The organism is Streptomyces sp. YIM S03343, from assembly GCF_054729195.1.
Genome location: NZ_JBPUKX010000001.1, coordinates 2,902,730 through 2,921,683, shown reverse-complemented (window position 1 = coordinate 2,921,683; position 18,954 = coordinate 2,902,730). Strand labels below are relative to the sequence as shown.

General features: G+C 71.0%; 9 protein-coding genes and 2 pseudogenes. 4 read left to right on the top strand and 7 right to left on the bottom strand.

Translation table 11 applies throughout. The features are described from left to right. Positions 1-58: 58 nt before the first annotated feature. Complete coding sequence (locus ACSYGN_RS12260) at positions 59-622, bottom strand: BMP family ABC transporter substrate-binding protein (protein ID WP_460394812.1); 564 nt, start codon at positions 620-622, stop codon at positions 59-61. Between the two features lie 457 nt (positions 623-1,079). Between ACSYGN_RS12260 and ACSYGN_RS12255 the strand changes: the two genes are divergently transcribed. The 3 genes and pseudogenes from ACSYGN_RS12255 to ACSYGN_RS12245 all read left to right on the top strand — a co-directional run. Then, positions 1,080-1,208, top strand: a complete 129-nt coding sequence (locus tag ACSYGN_RS12255; protein WP_460394810.1) for a hypothetical protein — start codon at positions 1,080-1,082, stop codon at positions 1,206-1,208. A 39-nt stretch (positions 1,209-1,247) separates the two neighbouring features. Further along, positions 1,248-1,352: pseudogene (locus ACSYGN_RS12250) on the top strand (thiol reductase thioredoxin); the annotation flags it as partial. A 163-nt stretch (positions 1,353-1,515) separates the two neighbouring features. Next, a pseudogene (locus ACSYGN_RS12245) lies at positions 1,516-2,160 on the top strand (ATP-dependent DNA helicase); the annotation flags it as partial. Between the two features lie 1,663 nt (positions 2,161-3,823). Here ACSYGN_RS12245 and glgB read toward each other — a convergent pair. The 4 genes from glgB to ACSYGN_RS12225 all read right to left on the bottom strand — a co-directional run bounded on the left by glgB (position 3,824) and on the right by ACSYGN_RS12225 (position 12,805). Further along, positions 3,824-7,126, bottom strand: coding sequence for a 1,4-alpha-glucan branching enzyme (glgB, locus tag ACSYGN_RS12240; RefSeq protein ID WP_460394807.1), 3,303 nt, complete (start codon positions 7,124-7,126; stop codon positions 3,824-3,826). Between the two features lie 59 nt (positions 7,127-7,185). Beyond that, the gene (locus tag ACSYGN_RS12235; protein ID WP_460394804.1) at positions 7,186-8,622 is read right to left on the bottom strand and encodes a maltokinase N-terminal cap-like domain-containing protein; all 1,437 of its coding nucleotides are present in this window, start codon (positions 8,620-8,622) and stop codon (positions 7,186-7,188) included. Positions 8,623-8,906: 284 nt separating this feature from the next. Continuing rightward, positions 8,907-10,607, bottom strand: a complete 1,701-nt coding sequence (gene treS / locus ACSYGN_RS12230) for a maltose alpha-D-glucosyltransferase (RefSeq protein WP_460394801.1) — start codon at positions 10,605-10,607, stop codon at positions 8,907-8,909. Further along, a complete protein-coding gene (locus ACSYGN_RS12225) occupies positions 10,604-12,805 on the bottom strand; it encodes an alpha-1,4-glucan--maltose-1-phosphate maltosyltransferase (RefSeq protein WP_460394798.1) in 2,202 nt (733 codons plus the stop codon). The genes treS and ACSYGN_RS12225 overlap by 4 nt, the downstream gene beginning before the upstream one ends. Positions 12,806-13,660: 855 nt before the next feature. Here ACSYGN_RS12225 and ACSYGN_RS12220 point away from each other — a divergent pair. Next, a complete protein-coding gene (locus ACSYGN_RS12220; protein WP_460394795.1) occupies positions 13,661-16,279 on the top strand; it encodes a glycosyltransferase family 1 protein in 2,619 nt (872 codons plus the stop codon). Between the two features lie 130 nt (positions 16,280-16,409). On the opposite strand, the gene ACSYGN_RS12215 is transcribed toward ACSYGN_RS12220, so the two are convergent. Next, the gene (locus tag ACSYGN_RS12215; protein WP_460394793.1) at positions 16,410-16,925 is read right to left on the bottom strand and encodes a DUF1990 family protein; all 516 of its coding nucleotides are present in this window, start codon (positions 16,923-16,925) and stop codon (positions 16,410-16,412) included. Between the two features lie 86 nt (positions 16,926-17,011). After that, entirely contained in the window at positions 17,012-18,673 is a 1,662-nt protein-coding gene (locus ACSYGN_RS12210) for a M4 family metallopeptidase (RefSeq protein ID WP_460394791.1), read from the bottom strand. Between the last annotated feature and the right edge of the window lie 281 nt (positions 18,674-18,954).

The window sequence follows — 18,954 nt, the reverse complement described above, 5'->3', positions numbered from 1 at the left end:
CGAAACCAGTCCAATATGCCTGGTTCGTAAGCGGATTGAACTCCTCGAAGGGGGTGTATCAGGACGCTCGGGTCAGAGAGGTGAGAAGTTCACGCACGTGCTCCCTCACCTTCGTCCGGTCGCCCTCCCGCACCACCGAGACGTTCGCGGAATCCGCCCCGTCGCCCACGACGACGAAATGCACGCCCTTCTGACGGGGTGCCACCGAACGCACGGCGTTCACCGGCGTCGAGCCCACCGCCACCACCACCGAACAGTGCTCCTGCACCAGGGAGTTGACGTACGGCACGACGTTCGCCTGGGTGTCCGGCCCCATCGCCGACAGGAAACTCGCCCGCGCCTTGGTCGCGAGGGAGGCGTCCTGCATGCCGGCCCACACCGGCGCTGCCGGTAGACCTGGCGAGATTCCGCGGCTGTCGGTGAGCAGACAGGCGTCCACGTCGCGGTAGGCCCGCGCCGTCGGCATCACATCGTCCTTCCCCGTGGACGGCCACAGGAAGACCGCCGCCACCGCGGCGGCGACCACGACCCCGAGTCCCACGCCGAAGACGACCGGACGCCCACGCACCGCCCCCTGCGAAGCCGACCGGATCCGCCCCAACCACTGCCACGACCACTGCATGTCCGTGTCCTTCCGGAATCCCGGAGTGACCATCACCCCGTGCGGAGGCGAGAATAGAACAGTGTTCCGACCTCAAGGGCTCTGCGTCAGCCGGGGCTTCGACCAGTGGATGAGTCGCTTGTTGCGCGGGTGCGGCTGCTTGATCAGCAGGGTCGGTCGGTGAAGGCGATCGCCAGGGCGATGGGGATGAGCGCCGCAGACGTTGTCGGGGTGCTGAATGGCGCGGTCGCGGCCTCGGGGCCGGGTCGCGGCGAGCCTCGTTGCTGGGTGAACGCCGGCTGGAGCCGCAGTGTGGATCTTGAGGGTGCGCCGCAGTGGGCGGGCCTTGACCCCGGCGCTTCCGACGCGGAGGAGGTGCGCGGCCTGGTCGCGGTGCGAAAACCGGCTCCACTTCGTCGGCGACACCGCCTTCCGCGCGGACGCCTCCAAGGTCCACACCGAGCACGGTCCGGAAAACATGGCCACGTTGCGCAGCTTCGCGATCAACTGCCTCCGTGCCGCCGGCCACCACAACATCGCCGCCGGGCTCCGCGAGATGTCCTACGAGCCGTTCACCCGTCCCCTGGCACTCCTCGGACTCCACTGACCAGCACAGACGCGCGAACAGCCGGACTTTGAAATCGCCCTGATGCCGACCTTCATGGTGTTCCGCGGCGGTGAGCCGGTGAAGTCGATGGTGGGCTCGCGGCCCGGACGGCGGCTGCGGGAGGAGCTGTCCGATGTGATCTGACCCGCGCCGGTCGGCGCTGACCTGCGGCGATGTGCTCCCGTGCGGGCGTAGGGCACACAAAAAATCCCCTGGACAATTGCGTCCGGGGGATTTTCTCGCGTATATTCGTCCATTCGCGACTTCGTTTCATCGAGCCGCAGAAGAACTTCACTGACCACAGTATATGGCTGCGGGAGCAGAATTGTCAAACAGCGAATTTCCGGACGATGAATTGCGCCGGGAGCAGGAATTCATCGACGGGCTGTACACGCGCGTCGACGCGCTGCGCGGCCACACCGAGGCCGGTGTCACCGACGCGCTCGCGCAGGGCAACACGCCCATGCAGGCCCGGCTGGAGCGGGACATCCTGGTCGCCGAGCGCTCCGGGCTGCTCGCCGCGCTGAACGCCGTCGACGGCTCGCTCTGCTTCGGCCGTATCGACCTCACCTCCGGCACCCACCACCACATCGGCCGTATCGGCCTGCGCGCCGACGACACCGAGCACACTCCGCTGCTGATCGACTGGCGCGCGGACGTCGCCCGGCCCTTCTATCTGGCCACCGGCCACACCCCGATGGGGCTGCGCCGCCGCCGGCACATCGCCACCGACGGCCGCAGGGTGAGCGCGCTGCACGACGAGATCCTCGACCTTGGCGACGCCACCCGCACCGGCCACGAGGACCCGACCGGCGACGCCGTGCTGCTGGCCGCCCTCAACTCCGCGCGCACCGGCCGGATGGGCGACATCGTGCGGACCATCCAGGCCGAGCAGGACGAGATCATCCGGGCACCGCACCGCGGGGTGCTGGTGGTCGAGGGCGGCCCGGGCACCGGCAAGACGGCCGTCGCCCTGCACCGGGCGGCCTATCTCCTCTACGAACACCGGGAGTTGCTGGCCCGCCGCGCCGTCCTGATCGTCGGGCCCAACCCCGCGTTCCTCGGTTATATCGGCGAGGTGCTGCCCTCGCTCGGCGAGACCGGCGTGCTGCTGGCCACCGTCGGTGAGCTGTACCCCGGCGTACGGGCCACCGCTGCCGACACCCCCGAGGCCGCCGCGGTGAAGGGCCGCGCCGCCATGGCCGACGTGCTCGCCGAGGTCGTACGGGACCGGCAGGCGCTGCCCGATCCGGTCATCGCCATCGAGCACGACCGTGAACTCCTGCTGCTCGACGACGGGTTGGTGAGCGTCGCCCGGGAACGCACCCGGGCCGCGCAGCTCCCGCACAACGCGGCGCGCGAGTACTTCGAGGGCCACATTCTCAACACCCTCACCGACATGGTCGCCGAGCGCATCGGCACGGACCCCTACGACGGCAGCAATCTGCTCGACGCCAGCGACATCACCCAGATCCGCGACGATCTCGCCGAGAACCCCGAAGTCTGGTCAGCCATCGACCAGTTGTGGCCCAGGATCACCCCGCGCCGGCTGATCGCCGACTTCCTCGCCGAGCCCGACGGCTACCTTCCGCCCGAGGACGCCGACGCCGTACGCCGCCCGGTGACCCGGCGCTGGACCGTCGCGGACGTGCCGCTGCTCGACGAGGCCGCCGAACTCCTCGGCACCGACGACCGGTTGGCTCGCGCCCGGGCCGAGCGCGAGCGGGAGACCCAGGTCGCCTACGCGCAGGGCGTGCTCGACGTGTCGTACGCCTCCCGCACCTACGAGTTCGACGGCCTGGACGACGAGGACAGCGAGGTGCTGTCCGCGCACGACATCATCGACGCCGAACGGTTCGCCGAGCGCCAGGAGGAGGAGGACTTCCGCAGCGCCGCCGAACGCGCCGCCGCCGACCGGACCTGGGCGTTCGGGCACATCATCGTCGACGAGGCGCAGGAACTGTCGCCGATGGCCTGGCGGCTGCTGATGCGGCGCAGCCCCACCCGCTCCATGACCCTGGTCGGCGACCCGGCCCAGACGTCGGAGGCGGCGGGCGTCGGCGCGTGGGCGGACATCCTCAGCCCGTATGTCGAGGACCGCTGGGAGCACACCCGCCTCGGCGTCAACTACCGCACCCCCGCCGAGATCATGGACGTCGCGGCGGCCGTGCTGCGCGCCGAGGACCCCGGCTTCCGGCCGCCGAGCTCGGTCCGCTCCACCGGGGTACGTCCCTGGGCGCGCGCCACCGACGACCTGCCCGGCGCGGTGGCCAAGGCCGTCGGCGAACTCACCCCGGACGAGGGGCGGCTGGCGGTGATCGCGCCGCGCGAGCTGCACCGTGCGCTCGCCGCGCGGCTCGACGGGGTGACGGCCGGTGCCGAGCCCGATCTCACCCGGACCGTCGTCCTCCTCGACCCCCGCCAGGCGAAGGGGCTGGAGTTCGACTCCGTCCTCGTGGTCGAGCCCGGCCGGTTCGGCACCAGCGATCTCTATGTGGCGCTCACCCGGGCCACCCAGCGGCTCGGCATCGTGCACGCGGCAGCGCTGCCGGAGCCGCTGGCGTCGGCCCTCGCCTCGGCCCTTGCGGCGGGAGCGGGCGGTGGTGCCGGTGCTGCTACGCGGGCCGCAGCCACACCGTCGCCAGAGGCGGCAGGGTGAGCCCGATGCTCGCCGGTCGGCCGTGCTGCCCCTGCGGGTCCGGCTTGACCGGATCCGGATTGACGATGTCACCGCCGCCGTAGCGCGCGCTGTCGGTGTTGAGGACCTCGTACCAGGCCGGTACGCCGTCGGGAACGCCCAGCCGGTAGTCGTGGCGGACCACCGGCGAGAAGTGGGACACCGCGAGCAGCGGGTTCCCGGCGGCGTCGTAGCGCAGGAACGCGAGCACGTTGTCGTCGGCGGCGTCGCCCACGATCCACTGGAAGCCGGACGGGTCGGTGTCGCGCTCCCACAGCGCGGGGTTCGCCCGGTAGACGGTGTTGAGGTCGCGGACCAGGTCGCGCACCCCACGGTGGTCGGCCTCGGCGCCGTAGGCCGGGTCCAGCAGCCACCAGTCCGGGCCGTGCGTCTCGGACCACTCGGCGCCCTGGGCGAACTCCTGCCCCATGAAGAGGAGTTGCTTGCCGGGATGGGCCCACATGAAGCCGAGGTAGGCGCGCTGGTCGGCCCGCTGCTGCCACCAGTCGCCGGGCATCTTCGACACCAGGGACCGCTTGCCGTGCACCACTTCGTCGTGCGAGACGGGCAGCACGTAGTTCTCGCTGTACGCGTACACCATCGAGAACGTCATCTCGTGGTGGTGGTACTTGCGATGTACCGGCTCGTGGCTCATGTACTCCAGCGAGTCGTGCATCCAGCCCATGTTCCACTTCAGCCCGAAGCCGAGCCCGCCGAAGCCGCTCGGGCCCTTGTGGTGCGTGGCCCGCGTGACACCGTCCCAGGCGGTGGACTCCTCGGCGATGGTGACCACGCCCGGCGCCCTGCGGTACACGGTCGCGTTCATCTCCTGGAGGAACGCCACCGCGTCCAGGTTCTCCCGGCCGCCGCGCTCGTTCGGGGTCCACTGGCCCGGCTCGCGCGAATAGTCGAGGTAGAGCATCGAGGCGACGGCGTCCACCCGCAGCCCGTCGATGTGGAACTCCTCGCACCAGTAAACGGCGTTCGCCACCAGGAAGTTGCGCACCTCACGGCGCCCGAAGTCGAACTCCAGGGTGCCCCAGTCGGGATGCGCGGCCCGCAGCGGGTCCTCGTGCTCGTACAGAGGCCGCCCGTCGAACTCCGCCAACGCCCAGTCGTCGCGCGGGAAGTGCGCGGGCACCCAGTCCATCAGCACACCGATCCCGGCCCGGTGCAGCGCGTCGACCAGACACCGGAAGTCGTCCGGGGTGCCGAGCCGCGCGGTCGGCGCGTAGAAACCGGTGACCTGGTAACCCCAGGAACCGCCGAAGGGATGCTCGGCGACGGGCATCAGCTCGACATGCGTGAAGCCGAGATCCCTCACGTACGAAGGGAGTTGCTCGGCGAGCTGGCGATACGTCAGCCCGGGCCGCCAGGACGGCAGATGCACCTCGTACACCGAGAACGCCGCCTCGTGCGCGGGCCGTTCCGCACGCCGCGCCAGCCACTCCTCGTCACCCCACTCGAAGTGCGAGGACGTCACCACCGACGAGGTGGCCGGCGGGGCCTCGGTGGCGCGGGCCAGCGGGTCGGCGCGCAGGGTCTTCGAGCCGTCAGGCCGGGTGATCTCGAACTTGTACAGTTCGCCCTCGCCGATGTCCGGCACGAACAGCTCCCACACCCCGGAGGAGCCCAGCGAGCGCATCGGATGCCCCGTGGCGTCCCAGAAGTTGAAGGTACCGGCCACCCGCACGCCCCGGGCGTTCGGCGCCCACACCGAGAACCGGGTGCCGGTCTCGCCCTGGTGGGTCATCGGGTGCGCCCCGAGCACCTGCCAGAGCTGCTCGTGGCGCCCCTCGCCGATCAGATGCAGGTCCAGCTCACCGAGGGTGGGCAGCAGGGCGTACGCGTCCACGACGTCCTGCACCGTCCCCTCGTACGCCACGAGCAGCCGGTACGACGGCACGTCCGTGAGCGGCAGCACCGCCGAGAAGAACCCCTCCCCGTCGTCGTGCAACTCGGCCCGCATCTCCCCGGCGACGACACTCACCCCGAGCGCATACGGCCGGAACACCCGGAAAGCGACCCCGCCACCGGGGTGGGCGTGGGCCCCGAGCACGGAGTGGGGGTCATGATGCGCACCGGCGAGCAGCCGCGCGCGGTCGTCGTCGCCGAGAGCGGCTGCCGCCGGTTCGGCGGGGGCGGGGGTGTGCGGGGTTGGTTCGGCGGGTGCCGGAGCGGCTGCGGCCGGGGTGAGCGGAGCCGGAGCGGCCGGGGCCGGGGTGAGCGGTGCCGGAGCGGCTGCGGCCGGGGTGAGCGGTGCCGGAGCGGCCGGGGCCGGGGTGAGCGGTGCCGGAGCGGCTGCGGCCGGGGTGAGCGGTGCCGGAGCGGCTGCGGCCGGGGTGAGCGGAGCCGGAGCGGCCGGGGCCGGGGTGACCTTTTTGGCGGGGGGTTTCTGGGCGGCGGTGGCCTTTCGGGCTGCGGGCTTCGGAGCGGTCGCCTCGGTGGTGGCGGCCTTCGCGGCGGGAGCCTTGGCGGGGGCGGGCGCCTTCTTCGTGGCCGCGGTGGTCCCGGCGGCTGTGGTCTTTGCCGCCGTCCGCTTGGCGACGCCCTTCTTGCTGACGCCCTTCTCGGCAGTTGCCTTCTTGGCAGTCGCCTTCTCGGCGGGGGTGGCCTTCTTCGCCGTGGTCTTCTTGGCGGCGGCCTTGGCAGGCGTGCTCTTGGCCGGGGCCTTCTTCGAGGGGGTCTTCTTCGCCGAGGCCATGATCGCCGCTGTCGCTCCGACGAGGGCAGTGTCCCCGGGCGGTGTCGTGGCGGGCGCTTCTTCGGGCGCCGCAGTCTTCGCCGTGGCCTTCGCGGGCGCGGCCTTCTTCGCGCCGGTCTTGACCGCCGCCTTCTTGGCGCCGGTCTTCTTGGCGGCCGTCTTCGCCACGGCCTTCGTGGCCCCCGCGTCCCGTGCGGGGACCGTGTCCCCGGGTGCTGCCGGCGCGGCGACAGCCTTCTCGGGCCCCGCTGTCCCCCCGGTGGCGCCCGCAGCCGTCGCCTTCTTGGCGGGAGCCGTCTTCTTCGCCGCGGTCTTCTTGGCGGCGGTGGGTTTCCTCGTAGCCGCCTTCGTTGCCGGAGCCTTCTTCCCCACCGTCTGCTCGGCGGGGACCTCGGCCCCGGGCGCCGTCGCGGCGACGGCCTCCTTCTCCGTGGCGGCGGCCGGCGTGGCCTTCTTCGCCACCGTCTTCCCGGCGGGAGCCGTCTTCGTGGGCGTCGGGTGTTGTTCCGGACCGCTGGACGGGGAACGGGGGGTCACGTGCGGTGCCTCCTCGGCGAGGGTGCTGGAGTGTGCGGCAAGGAGTGGAGTGAATGTGTTCAGATGACGTCGGTCGTGGCCAGGCGGCGCACCGCGGAGAGCGGTACGGGCAGCCAGTCGGGCCGGTGCCGGGCCTCGTAGACCACCTCGTAGACCGCCTTGTCGGTCTCGTAGGCCCGCAGCAGCACCGGATCGGTGCGCGGATCGCGGCCGCCGGCCTCCGCGTACCCGGTGCAGTACGCCGCCCGGCAGGCCGCCGCCCACGGCCCGGGCGCGCCCGCCGAATAGGCGGCGTAGTCGAAGGAGCGGAGCATCCCCGCCACGTCCCGGGCCACCGGCTGCGGCATCCGGCGCTCGGCGAGCGGCTTGGCGGGCTCCCCCTCGAAGTCGATCAGCGACCACTCCCCGGACGGTGAGCGCAGACACTGCCCGAGATGCAGATCGCCGTGGACGCGCTGGGCGGTCCACGTCCCGCCCTCGGCCGCGAGGTCGGCCAGCGCCTCGAACGCCGAGTACAGCCCGGGGACGTAGGGATGCAGCGCCGGTACCGCCTGCGCCGCCGCCTCCAGACGCTCGACCATGCCGTCCACCAGCAGCCGCAGCTGGGCGTGGCCCAGGGTGGCCGTCGGCAGGGCGCGGGCCAGCGCGGTGTGGACCTCGGCCGTGGCCCGGCCCAGGGCATGCGCCTCGGCGACGAAGTCCTCACCCTTGGCCACCTCGCGCAGCGCCAGCTCCCAGCCGTCGGCGGCGCCCTGGACGTAGGGCTGGAGGACACCGAGGACGTACGACTCGTCCGCCACCTCCGCCGTCAGCCAGGCCGTCGGCGCGGGCACCCGGGGGCAGCCCTCGCGGGCCAGGGCCAGCGGGAGCTCCAGATCGGGGTTGACGCCGGGCACGATCCTGCGCAGCAGCTTCAGGATGTACCGGTCGCCGTAGATCACGGACGAGTTGGACTGCTCACCGGTCAGCAGCCGTGGCACGAGATCGCCGCGGATGTCCTGCCGCAGGTCCCGTTCGAAGCGAAGCCCGCCGATGCGGGCCTGGGAGCGCAGCGCCTCCAGGAGCAGTTCGGCGGGCCGGGTGTCGTGCAGGGCCTCGTACACCGTGCGTCCGGCGAGCGGTCCGTCCGGTACATGCCCGATGAGCGCGGGCGCCAGCCGCGGCGGCAGCGCCTCGCGCTCGCCTATCAGGAGCTGGTAGCAGTCCCCGGGATGCGTCTCGGCGCCCAGCGCACTGGGCTGGTGGGCCCGCACCAGCAGATGGTGCAGGCCGAGCTTGCCGAGGGGGGCGCCGCCCTGCCCGGACGAGGCCGAGAGCGCCGAGAGCTTGGGGGAGGGCAGTAGCTCGGTCGCCGCGACCGGGGTGAAACCGGTGACCGGACGCCCCTTGCCGGCGAACCAGCGCTGCCGCGGCAGCCATTCCCGCAGCAGGGGATCCAGGGAAGCGAGGAGGCCCGGCCCGCTGGTGGTGACGGAGTGTGTCGCTGCGTCCGACATGGCGTGGCGTCCTTTCCCCGGATCGTCGGGGTGTGAGTGATGCGTGCCCCTGGTGGGGCGGGGAAAACCGCCCCGCCCCCGTGGTTCTGTCTCGCTCTGTCCACTCCGTGAACGGTCCGGCGGGTGACCGGTCCGTTCCGTGAACGGTGCGGCTAGTGATCGGTCCGTCCTATGACCGGTCCGGCCGGTGACCGGTCCGTCCTATGACCGGGTTGCCGGGACAGCCCCTTCCCATGCGCTGCCGACGCCGCGTAAAGGCCCTGCACGGCGTCTTGCACGGCGCCTTACACGGCGTCCTTGCGGAGCCGGAACCAGTAGAACCCGTGCCCCGCGAGGGTCAGCAGATACGGCAGCTCGCCGATCGCCGGGAATCGCACCCCGCCGAACAGCTCCACCGGGTGCCTCCCCTCGAACGCCCGCAGATCCAGCTCCGTCGGCTGCGCGAACCGGGAGAAGTTGTTGACGCACAGCACCAGGTCGTCCTCGTACTCCCGCAGGAAAGCGATCACCGCCGGGTTGGAGGAGGGCAGTTCGGTGTAGGAGCCGAGGCCGAAGGCGTGGTTCTGTTTGCGGATCTCGATCATGCGGCGGGTCCAGTGCAGCAGGCTGGAGGGCGAGGACATGGAGGCCTCGACGTTGGTGACCTGGTAGCCGTGGACGGGGTCCATGATCGTGGGCAGGAAGAGGCGGCCGGGGTCGCAGGAGGAGAAGCCGGCGTTGCGGTCGGGGGTCCACTGCATGGGGGTGCGGACGGCGTCGCGGTCGCCGAGCCAGATGTTGTCGCCCATGCCGATCTCGTCGCCGTAGTAGAGGATCGGGCTGCCCGGCAGGGACAGCAGCAGGGCGGTGAAGAGTTCGATCTGGTTGCGGTCGTTGTCGAGGAGGGGGGCGAGACGGCGGCGGATGCCGATGTTGGCGCGCATCCGCGGGTCTTTCGCGTACTCGGCCCACATGTAGTCGCGTTCCTCGTCGGTGACCATCTCCAGGGTGAGCTCGTCGTGGTTGCGCAGGAAGATGCCCCACTGGCAGTTGGACGGGATGGCGGGGGTCTTGGCGAGGATCTCGGAGACGGGGTAGCGGGACTCGCGGCGCACCGCCATGAAGATGCGGGGCATGACAGGGAAGTGGAACGCCATGTGGCACTCGTCGCCGCCGCTGGGGTAGTCGCCGAAGTAGTCGACCACGTCCTCCGGCCACTGGTTCGCCTCCGCCAGCAGCACCGTGTCGGGGTACTGCGTGTCGATCTCCTTGCGCACCCGCTTCAGGAACTCGTGCGTCGCCGGCAGGTTCTCGCAGTTGGTGCCCTCCTCCTGATAGAGGTACGGCACCGCGTCCAGCCGGAACCCGTCGATACCGAGGTCCAGCCAGAACTTCAGCGCGGAGATGATCTCCTCCTGCACGGCCGGGTTCTCGTAGTTGAGGTCCGGCTGATGGGCGAAGAAGCGGTGCCAGTAGTACTGCTTGCGGACCGGGTCGTAGGTCCAGTTGGACACCTCGGTGTCGACGAAGATGATCCGCGCGTCCTGGTACTGCTTGTCGTCGTCGGCCCATACGTAGTAGTCGCCGTACGGCCCGTCCGGGTCTCTTCTCGACTCCTGGAACCACGGGTGCTGGTCGCTGGTGTGGTTCATGACGAAGTCGATGATGACGCGCATGCCGCGGTGGTGGGCGGCGTCCACGAACTCCACGAAGTCGGCGAGGTCGCCGAACTCGGGCAGCACGGCGGTGTAGTCGGAGACGTCGTAGCCGCCGTCCCGCAGGGGGGACTTGAAGAACGGGGGCAGCCACAGGCAGTCCACGCCGAGCCACTGGAGATAGTCCAGCTTGGCGGTCAGCCCCTTGAGGTCGCCGACGCCGTCGCCGTTGCTGTCCTGGAAGGAACGGACGAGGACCTCGTAGAAGACGGCGCGTTTGAACCAGTCGGGGTCCCGGTCCTTGGCCGGGGTGTCCTCGAAGGTGTCCGGGACGGGCTCGTTGACGATCATGTTGTGGGTGACCCTCCGATCTGCGGGGTGGACGGTCGCAGGACGCTGAACACGTGCGCCGGCCGGACTCCCGGCTCCAGACGCACATAGTTGGTCCTGCCCCAGTGATAGGTCTCGCCGGTGAGCTCGTCGCGCACCGGCAGTGACTCGTGCCAGTCGAGTCCGAGGCGCGGCAGGTCGAGGGACACCGTCGCCTCCTGTGTGTGCTCAGGGTCGAGGTTGGCCACGACCAGAACCGTGTGGGACCCGCTGCGCCGGGAGTACGCGATCACCGCGTCCTGGTCCGCGTGATGGAAGTGGAGGTCGCGCAGTTGCCGGAGCGCCGGATTCTGCCGCCGGACCGTGTTGAGACGCTCGATGAGGGGCGCGATGCTGCGTCCCTCGCGTTCGGCGCTCTCCCAGTCACGGGGCCGGAGCTGGTACTTCTCCGAGTCCAGATACTCCTCGCTGCCCTCCCGCAGCGGGACGTTCTCGCACAGTTCGTAGCCGCTGTACACCCCCCAGGTCGGAGACAGGGTGGCGGCCAGCACGGCACGCACCTCGAACGCGGGCCGTCCGCCGTGCTGAAGATACGCGTGCAGGATGTCGGGGGTGTTGACGAAGAGATTCGGCCGCATGTACGCCGCCGCCTCACCCGACAATTCGGTCAGGTACTCGGTGAGCTCCTGCTTGCTGGTGCGCCAGGTGAAATAGGTGTACGACTGCTGGAAACCGATCTGCCCCAGGGTGTGCATCATCGCCGGGCGGGTGAACGCCTCCGCCAGGAACACCACGTCCGGGTCGGTGCGGGCGATCTCGCCGAGCACCCGCTCCCAGAACACCACCGGCTTGGTGTGCGGATTGTCCACCCGGAAGATCCGCACCCCCGTGCTCATCCAGTGCCGCAGCACCCGCAGCGTCTCCGCGACCAGCCCGTCCATGTCCGCGTCGAACGCGATCGGATAGATGTCCTGGTACTTCTTCGGCGGGTTCTCCGCGTAGGCGATGGTGCCGTCCGCGCGGTGGTGGAACCACTCCGGGTGCTTGTCCACCCACGGATGGTCCGGCGAGCACTGCAGCGCGAAGTCCAGGGCGACCTCCAGGCCCAGCTCCCGCGCCCGCTGAACGAACCAGGCGAAGTCCTCCAGGGTGCCGAGGCGCGGGTGCACGGCGTCGTGCCCGCCCTCCGGCGAGCCGATCGCCCACGGCACCCCCACGTCCTCCGGGCCGGCGGACAGCGCGTTGTTGCGGCCCTTGCGGAACGTCGTCCCGATCGGGTGGATGGGCGGCAGGTAGACCACGTCGAAGCCCATCCGCGCGATCGCCTCCAGCCGGCGGGCCGCGGTGCGGAACGTGCCGTGCGGCTCGGCGGCCGTGCCCTCCGAGCGGGGGAAGAACTCGTACCAGGACCCGAACAGCGCCCGTTCCCGCTCCACCTGCAGCGGCAGCGGCTCGGAGGCGGTCACCAGCTCCCGCAGCGGATGCCGGGCCAGCACCGCGTCCACCTCCGGCGTCAGCGCCGCCGCCAGCCGCGTCGCGGCCGGTCGGCTCTCGTCGCGCAGGGCGGCCACGGCGGCCAGGACGACATCCCGCTGCTCCTTGCCGGGCACGCCCTCGGCGGCCCGCTCATGGAGCCGGGCGCCGTCCGCCAGGACGAGCGCGGTGTCGATCCCGGCCGGGATCTTGATCTGCGCGTGGTGGCGCCAGGTGCTGACCGGATCGCCCCACGCCTCCACGTGGTAGGTCCACCGGCCGGGCCGGTCCGGCGTGACATCGGCGCCCCACCGGTCGGTGCCGGGGGCGAGTTCGCGCATCGGCGTCCAGGGGCCCGGCGTGCCGTCCGGGTCGGTGAGGACGGCATTCGCGGCGACAGCGTCATGGCCCTCCCGGAAGACGGTGGCCGAAACCTGGAACGTCTCGCCGGTGACCGCCTTGGCGGGCCTGCGGCCGTGCTGGACGACGGGGCGGACGTCGAGCACCGGTATACGGCCTACGGCGGGCCGGGTGACTGCGGCGGTGGTTTTGGCGGTGGCGGGTTTCCTGCTGCCGGGTGTACTGCCGCCGCCGGACCGGCCGCCGGACGTGCCGCCCGACCGCTTGCCCTTGCTGCTGTTTTTGCCGCTACCTTTACTGTTGCTTGTCCTGCCGCTGGATGTGTCGCCGGTCGGAGGGGACGGCGAGCTGGTCGAGGGGGCTGACGAGTGGTGCGTGGCGGGCATGACCGCTCCTGTCCGCGTCAACGAGGGTGTGGGCGGATGGATGGTGGGGGAGTGTGGTCCAGCTGATACACCGGTGAGGCGTATCCGAGGAGCCTTCCCACCCTATTCGGATGGGCAATCCGGAACTTTGTTGACTACTCCCGTGTATGTCTACACACAAATCCGGCCCCGTCCGGTGGCAACGGGGCCGATGACCGGCACTCTGCCACTACGACCACGGAACGTGCAGCAGTTTCCCCGGAGATCCGGACCCCGCCTCCGACACCACGCCGGACACGGCGCGCCCTCCCAGTGTCGCTCACGTCGGTCGCGGACGTGACGGCGACCCCGGGGGCGAACAGGTCCGGCGCGCCGCCCCAGTTCCATCCGGTCCCCCCTCCTCGGCCCCTCCTCAGGTGTGTGCCGTACGGCAGCCGCGACACGCCGGTACGCATGCGGGTGCACGCGGTGGTGGCCGACGGCAGTCGGCGAAAACGCCACCTGGGCAGCCTCTCGTGCCTGGTGGACCGCCACAAGGACGCGTGCGGGGGTGAAATCGGCCAACCCGGCCGAGGGGTGTTCTCGCCCCCGCCGCCCCTTCCCGTTCCCGTCCCTGGGGGCTGCGCCCCCAGACCCCCATATCGGCCCTTCGGGCCTCGTCCTCAAACGCCGGACGGGCTATATCAAGCCCCAGGAGCGGGGGTGCGGGGGCGAAGCCCCCGGGCCGGGTCGGGAAGGGGCGGCGGGGGCGAGTCACGCCGCGCCGCGCTCGGAGGCACCATGGTTGAAGAGCACCCCGCACCGATAACGTCTGGGGTCATGACGGGGCGCACACCGACGTGCGTCCTCATACGCACACCCCGCGTGAGGTGGAATGTGAAGGCGATCCGTCGGTTCACCGTCCGTCCCGTTCTCCCGGAACCTCTCCGGCCGCTCAGCGAGCTGGCGCGCAATCTGCGCTGGTCATGGCATGCGGAGACCCGTGATCTGTTCCAGTCCGTCGATCCCGAGCTGTGGTCCGACTGCGGCGGCGACCCGGTACGGCTGCTCGGCGGGGTTCGCCCCGCGCGCCTGGCCGAGCTGGCCGAGGACCGCCGTTTCCTGCGCCGTCTCACCGCCGCCGCCGACGACCTGGACGACTATGTGACCGGGCAGCGCTGGTACCAGGCGCAGTCCGCCGACCTCCCGGCCGCCGTGGCCTACTTCTCGCCCGAGTTCGGCGTCACCGCCGCCCTGCCCCAGTACTCCGGCGGCCTCGGCATCCTCGCCGGTGACCATCTGAAGGCGGCCAGCGACCTCGGCGTCCCGCTGATCGGCGTCGGCCTGCTCTACCGGCACGGCTACTTCCGGCAGTCCCTGTCGAGGGACGGCTGGCAGCAGGAGCACTACCCGGTGCTGGACCCCAACGAGCTGCCCGTGGCCCTCCTCCCGGAGGCCGACGGCACCCCCGCCCAGGTCTCCCTGGGCCTGCCCGGAGGCCGTCGGCTGCGCGCCCGGATCTGGGTCGCCCAGGTCGGCCGGGTCCCGCTGCTGATGCTGGACTCCGACGTCGAGGAGAACGACCCCGGCGAGCGCGGTGTCACCGACCGGCTCTACGGCGGCGGCAGCGAGCACCGGCTGCTCCAGGAGATGCTGCTCGGCATAGGAGGGGTGCGCGCGGTGCGGACGTACTGCCGGCTGACTGGGCACCCCCAGCCGGAGGTGTTCCACACCAACGAGGGCCACGCCGGTTTCCTCGGTCTGGAGCGCATCGCCGAGCTCGCCGACGAGGGGCTGGACTTCGACGCCGGCCTGGAGGCGGTGCGCGCCGGCACGGTGTTCACCACGCACACCCCGGTCCCGGCCGGTATCGACCGCTTCGACCGCGATCTGGTCGCCCGTCACTTCGGCCCCGACGCCGAACTGCCCCGTATCGACGTCGAGCGGATCCTCCGGCTCGGCAGGGAGACCTACCCGGGCGGCCAGGACAGCCTGTTCAACATGGCCGTGATGGGCCTGCGCCTCGGCCAGCGCGCCAACGGCGTCTCGCTGCTGCACGGCCAGGTCAGCCGGGAGATGTTCGCGGGCCTGTGGCCGGGCTTCGACGCCACCGAGGTGCCGATCACCTCCGTGACCAACGGCGTGCACGCGCCGACCTGGGTGGCCCCCGAGGTGTTCCGCCTCGGCGCCCGCCAGATCGGCCCCCAGCGCACCGAGGACGCGCTCAGCGTGGGCGCCTCGGACCGCTGGGACTCGGTCGGCGAGATCCCCGACCTGGACATCTGGGAGCTGCGGCGCGAGCTGCGCGAACAACTCGTCACGGAGGTCCGCGAGCGGCTGCGCGCCTCCTGGCGGCAGCGCGGCGCGGGCACCGCCGAGCTGGGCTGGATCGACGGCGTCCTCGACCCCGACGTGCTCACCATCGGCTTCGCCCGGCGGGTGCCGTCGTACAAGCGCCTCACCCTGATGCTGCGCGACCGCGACCGGCTGATGGACCTGCTGCTCCACCCGGAGCGGCCGGTCCAGATCGTCGTCGCGGGCAAGGCGCACCCGGCGGACGACGGCGGCAAGCGGCTGGTGCAGGAACTGGTCCGGTTCGCCGACGACCCCCGGGTACGGCACCGGATCGTGTTCCTGCCCGACTACGGCATGGCGATGGCGCAGAAGCTCTACCCGGGCTGCGACATCTGGCTCAACAACCCGCTGCGCCCGCTGGAGGCGTGCGGCACGAGCGGGATGAAGGCCGCCCTCAACGGCTGCCTCAACCTGTCCGTCCTGGACGGCTGGTGGGACGAGTGGTTCCAGCCCGACTTCGGCTGGGCCATCCCCACGGCGGACGGTGTGGGCACCGACCCGGACCGGCGCGACGACATAGAGGCCGCCGCGCTCTACGACCTGCTGGAGCAGCGGGTCGCGCCGCGCTTCTACGAGCGCGGCCAGGGCGGACTGCCCGACCGCTGGATCGAGATGGTCCGCCAGACCCTCACCCATCTCGGCCCGAAGCTCCTGGCGGGCCGCATGGTCCGCGAGTACGTGGAACGTCTCTACGCCCCCGCGGCCCGCGCCCACCGCGCCATGAACCCCTCCTCGGCGCGTGAACTCGCCGCCTGGAAGAGCAAGGTGCGGGCGGCCTGGCCGGATATCACCGTCGACCACGTCGAGACGACCGCCACGGCTGCCACCGCGGAACTCGGCACCACGCTCGGCCTGCGGGTCCGCGTCGGCCTCGGCGCACTCGGCCCGGACGACGTCGAGGTCCAGGCGGTCTCCGGCCGCGTCGACCCCGACGACACCATCGCGGACGCGGTCACGGTCCCGCTGAAACCGGCGGGCAACCCCGACGCCGAGGGCCGCTGGTGCTACGAGGGCCCCCTCTCCCTGGACCGCACGGGCCCGTACGGCTACACGATCCGCATTCTCCCGGCCCACCCGCTGGTGGCATCGGGGGCGGAGATGGGGCTGGTGGCGGTGCCGTCGGAGGAACTGGCGGCAGCGGCGGGGGTGTTGATGCGGTAGGAAGGCTGGTCGTGCGGCCTGGGCCGCAACTTTGAGGCCCAGGCCGGCACACATTCAGCCCGTCCGGCGTTTGAGGACGAGGCCGAAGGCCGATAGCCGGGGGTCCGGGGGGCGGCAGCCCCCCGGACGCTCACTCAAACTCGGCGCACAGTTTGCGAAGAACCGCCCCGCACCGCCGCGCATACGCCTGCTGCAACCCCCGGGTCGCAGGCCCACCTGCCCGCGCATACCACTTCGCAGCCCGGCTGAACGCGCTGATCGTGAGCCAGACGGTGCCATCCCCGGTCCGGTCCACGACAAATGCCTCCTCACCGCACTCCGGGTGACCGGGCAGCGTGCCGTAGGCCCACCCCGCCCGCCGGTACTCCTGCACCGTCCACACCACCCGGCACGGCGCCTTGATCACCCCGGCCAGGGTCACCGTGACATCGACGCCGGGCGCGGCCCGCTCGGCCGCGGCATCGACGCCCACGCCGATCGCGCGGTGCAACTCCCAGGTGAGCAGCGCCTCGGAGGCCCGTAGGAACACCTGCTCGCCCTCTCCCACCCGGGTGCGTACATGGAGCGGATGGAAGCCGGGCGGGTACGCGTCAGGGCTCTTGCGTGTCGCGCCGACGGCCTCGTACGTGAAGTCCTGCGAAGACATGGCACCCAAGAGTAGGGCGGCACCCGGGGTGAATGCGCCCCCAGGTGCCGCCGTTTTCAACTACCGGACTCTCGACTGCCGTGCGGTCAGCTGACGTTGACCCCGGACCAGGCCGCGGCGACCGCGTTGTACTCGGTGCTGCCGGAGCCGTACAGCGCGGCGGCGGCGCTGAGGGTGCCGGTGCGGGCCGACTTGTAGTTGGTGGTCGACGTGAAGTACGTCGTCAGCGCCTTGTACCAGATCGCGAGCGCCTTGGCGCGGCCGATGCCGGTGACCTTGGAGCCGTTGGACGTCGGCGAGTTGTAGGTCACGCCGTTGATGGTCTTCGAACCGCTGCCCTCGGAGAGCAGGTAGAAGAAGTGGTTCGCGACACCCGACGAGTAGTGCACGTCGAGGTTGCCGACCGACGAGGACCAGTAGTTGGCGGAGGCGCCGTCCTTGCTGGGCTGGTCCATGTAGCGCAGCGGGGTGCCGTCGCCGTTGATGTTGATCTTCTCGCCGATGAGGTAGTCGCCGACGTCGGAGGAGTTGGCGGCGTAGAACTCCACGCCGGTGCCGAAGATGTCGGAGGTGGCCTCGTTCAGCCCGCCGGACTCGCCGCTGTAGTTGAGGCCGGCGGTGGCGGAGGTGACACCGTGGCTCATCTCGTGGCCGGCCACGTCGAGCGCGGTGAGCGGGTGGGTGTTGCCGGAGCCGTCGCCGTACGTCATGCAGAAGCAGCTGTCGTCCCAGAACGCGTTGACGTAGCTGCTGCCGTAGTGGACGCGGGAGTAGGCGGCGGTGCCGTTGTTCTTGATGCCGTTGCGGCCGAAGGTGTTCTTGTAGAAGTCCCAGGTCTCCTGGGCGCCGTAGGCGGCGTCGGCGGCGGCCGTCTGGTCGGTGGTGGAGCTGGAGGCGGCGCCGGTGCCCCACACGTCGTCGGCGTCGGTGAACAGGGTCCCTTGCGAGGAGCTGCTGCTGTGGGCCTTGTTGTAGACCTTGTGGCCGCCGCGCGTGGTGTCGTAGAGCTGGTACGTCGAGCCCGACAGCGTGGTGTTGAGGGTCACCGTGCCCGAGTAGAGGGTCTTGCCGGTGCCGGTCTCGACGCCCTGGTACTCGTAGAGCTTCTTGCCGGTGGCCGCGTCGGTGATGACGTGGAGCTGGTTCGGGGTGCCGTCGTCCTGGAAGCCGCCCACGACCGTCTCGTACGCGAGGACCGGGGTGCCGGAGCCCGCCCAGATGACCTTGCGCGCGCCGTCGGCGGTGGTCTTCGCGGAGCCGAGGGACGTGGCGGCGGTGAGCGCCTGCTTCTCGGCCTTGGCGGCGGTGACCTGCGGCTTGAGCGAGGCGACCTTGATGGTGCTCTTGGTGGCCTTGGTGACGCCCTCGGTCGCACCGGACTTCGCGGTGTGCACGACCAGGTCGCCGCCGAGCACGGGCAGGCCCGCGTAGGTGCGCTCGTAGCGGGTGTGCACGGTGCCGTCGGCGTCCTTGACGACGTCCTTGACGATCAGCTTCTCCTGGGCGCCGAGGCCTATGTGCCGCGCGGTGCCGGCGGCGTCGGCCTGGGCCTTCTGTATCAGGGTGGTGCGGGCCGCCGCCGAGAGCGCGGTCGGCGCGGCGGCGAGGTGGGCGGTCTTGCCGGAGGCGGCGGCCGGGGTCTGGGCCGAGGCGCTGGTGGCAAGACCGGTGGTGAGGAGGGCTCCGGCCGCGACGGCGGTGGCGATGGCCAGAGTGGTGCGCTTGTGACGCGCGTAGAGGGGGCTCACGCAAGCTCCTTCTCGTGGGGGATTGCCGGTCAGCGTGGGGCACTGGCCGGGCGGTGCTGTGGCTGTACTGCTTGCGGCGTGGAGAGAGAGTGACACCCAGGGCGCGTACATGTCAGGACCCTGTCGTGATGTTGGCTCAAAGCGGGACGGTGGGTGAATGTTTCGGGGGTGTGAACGGGTGTTACAGGGGGCGGCCGGAGTGCCGAGAGGCGGTGTCGGCATGACATCTCGGCGCACACCCGCCACGACGATCCGTGTTCGATCCCCGCGCCCCGGGACGC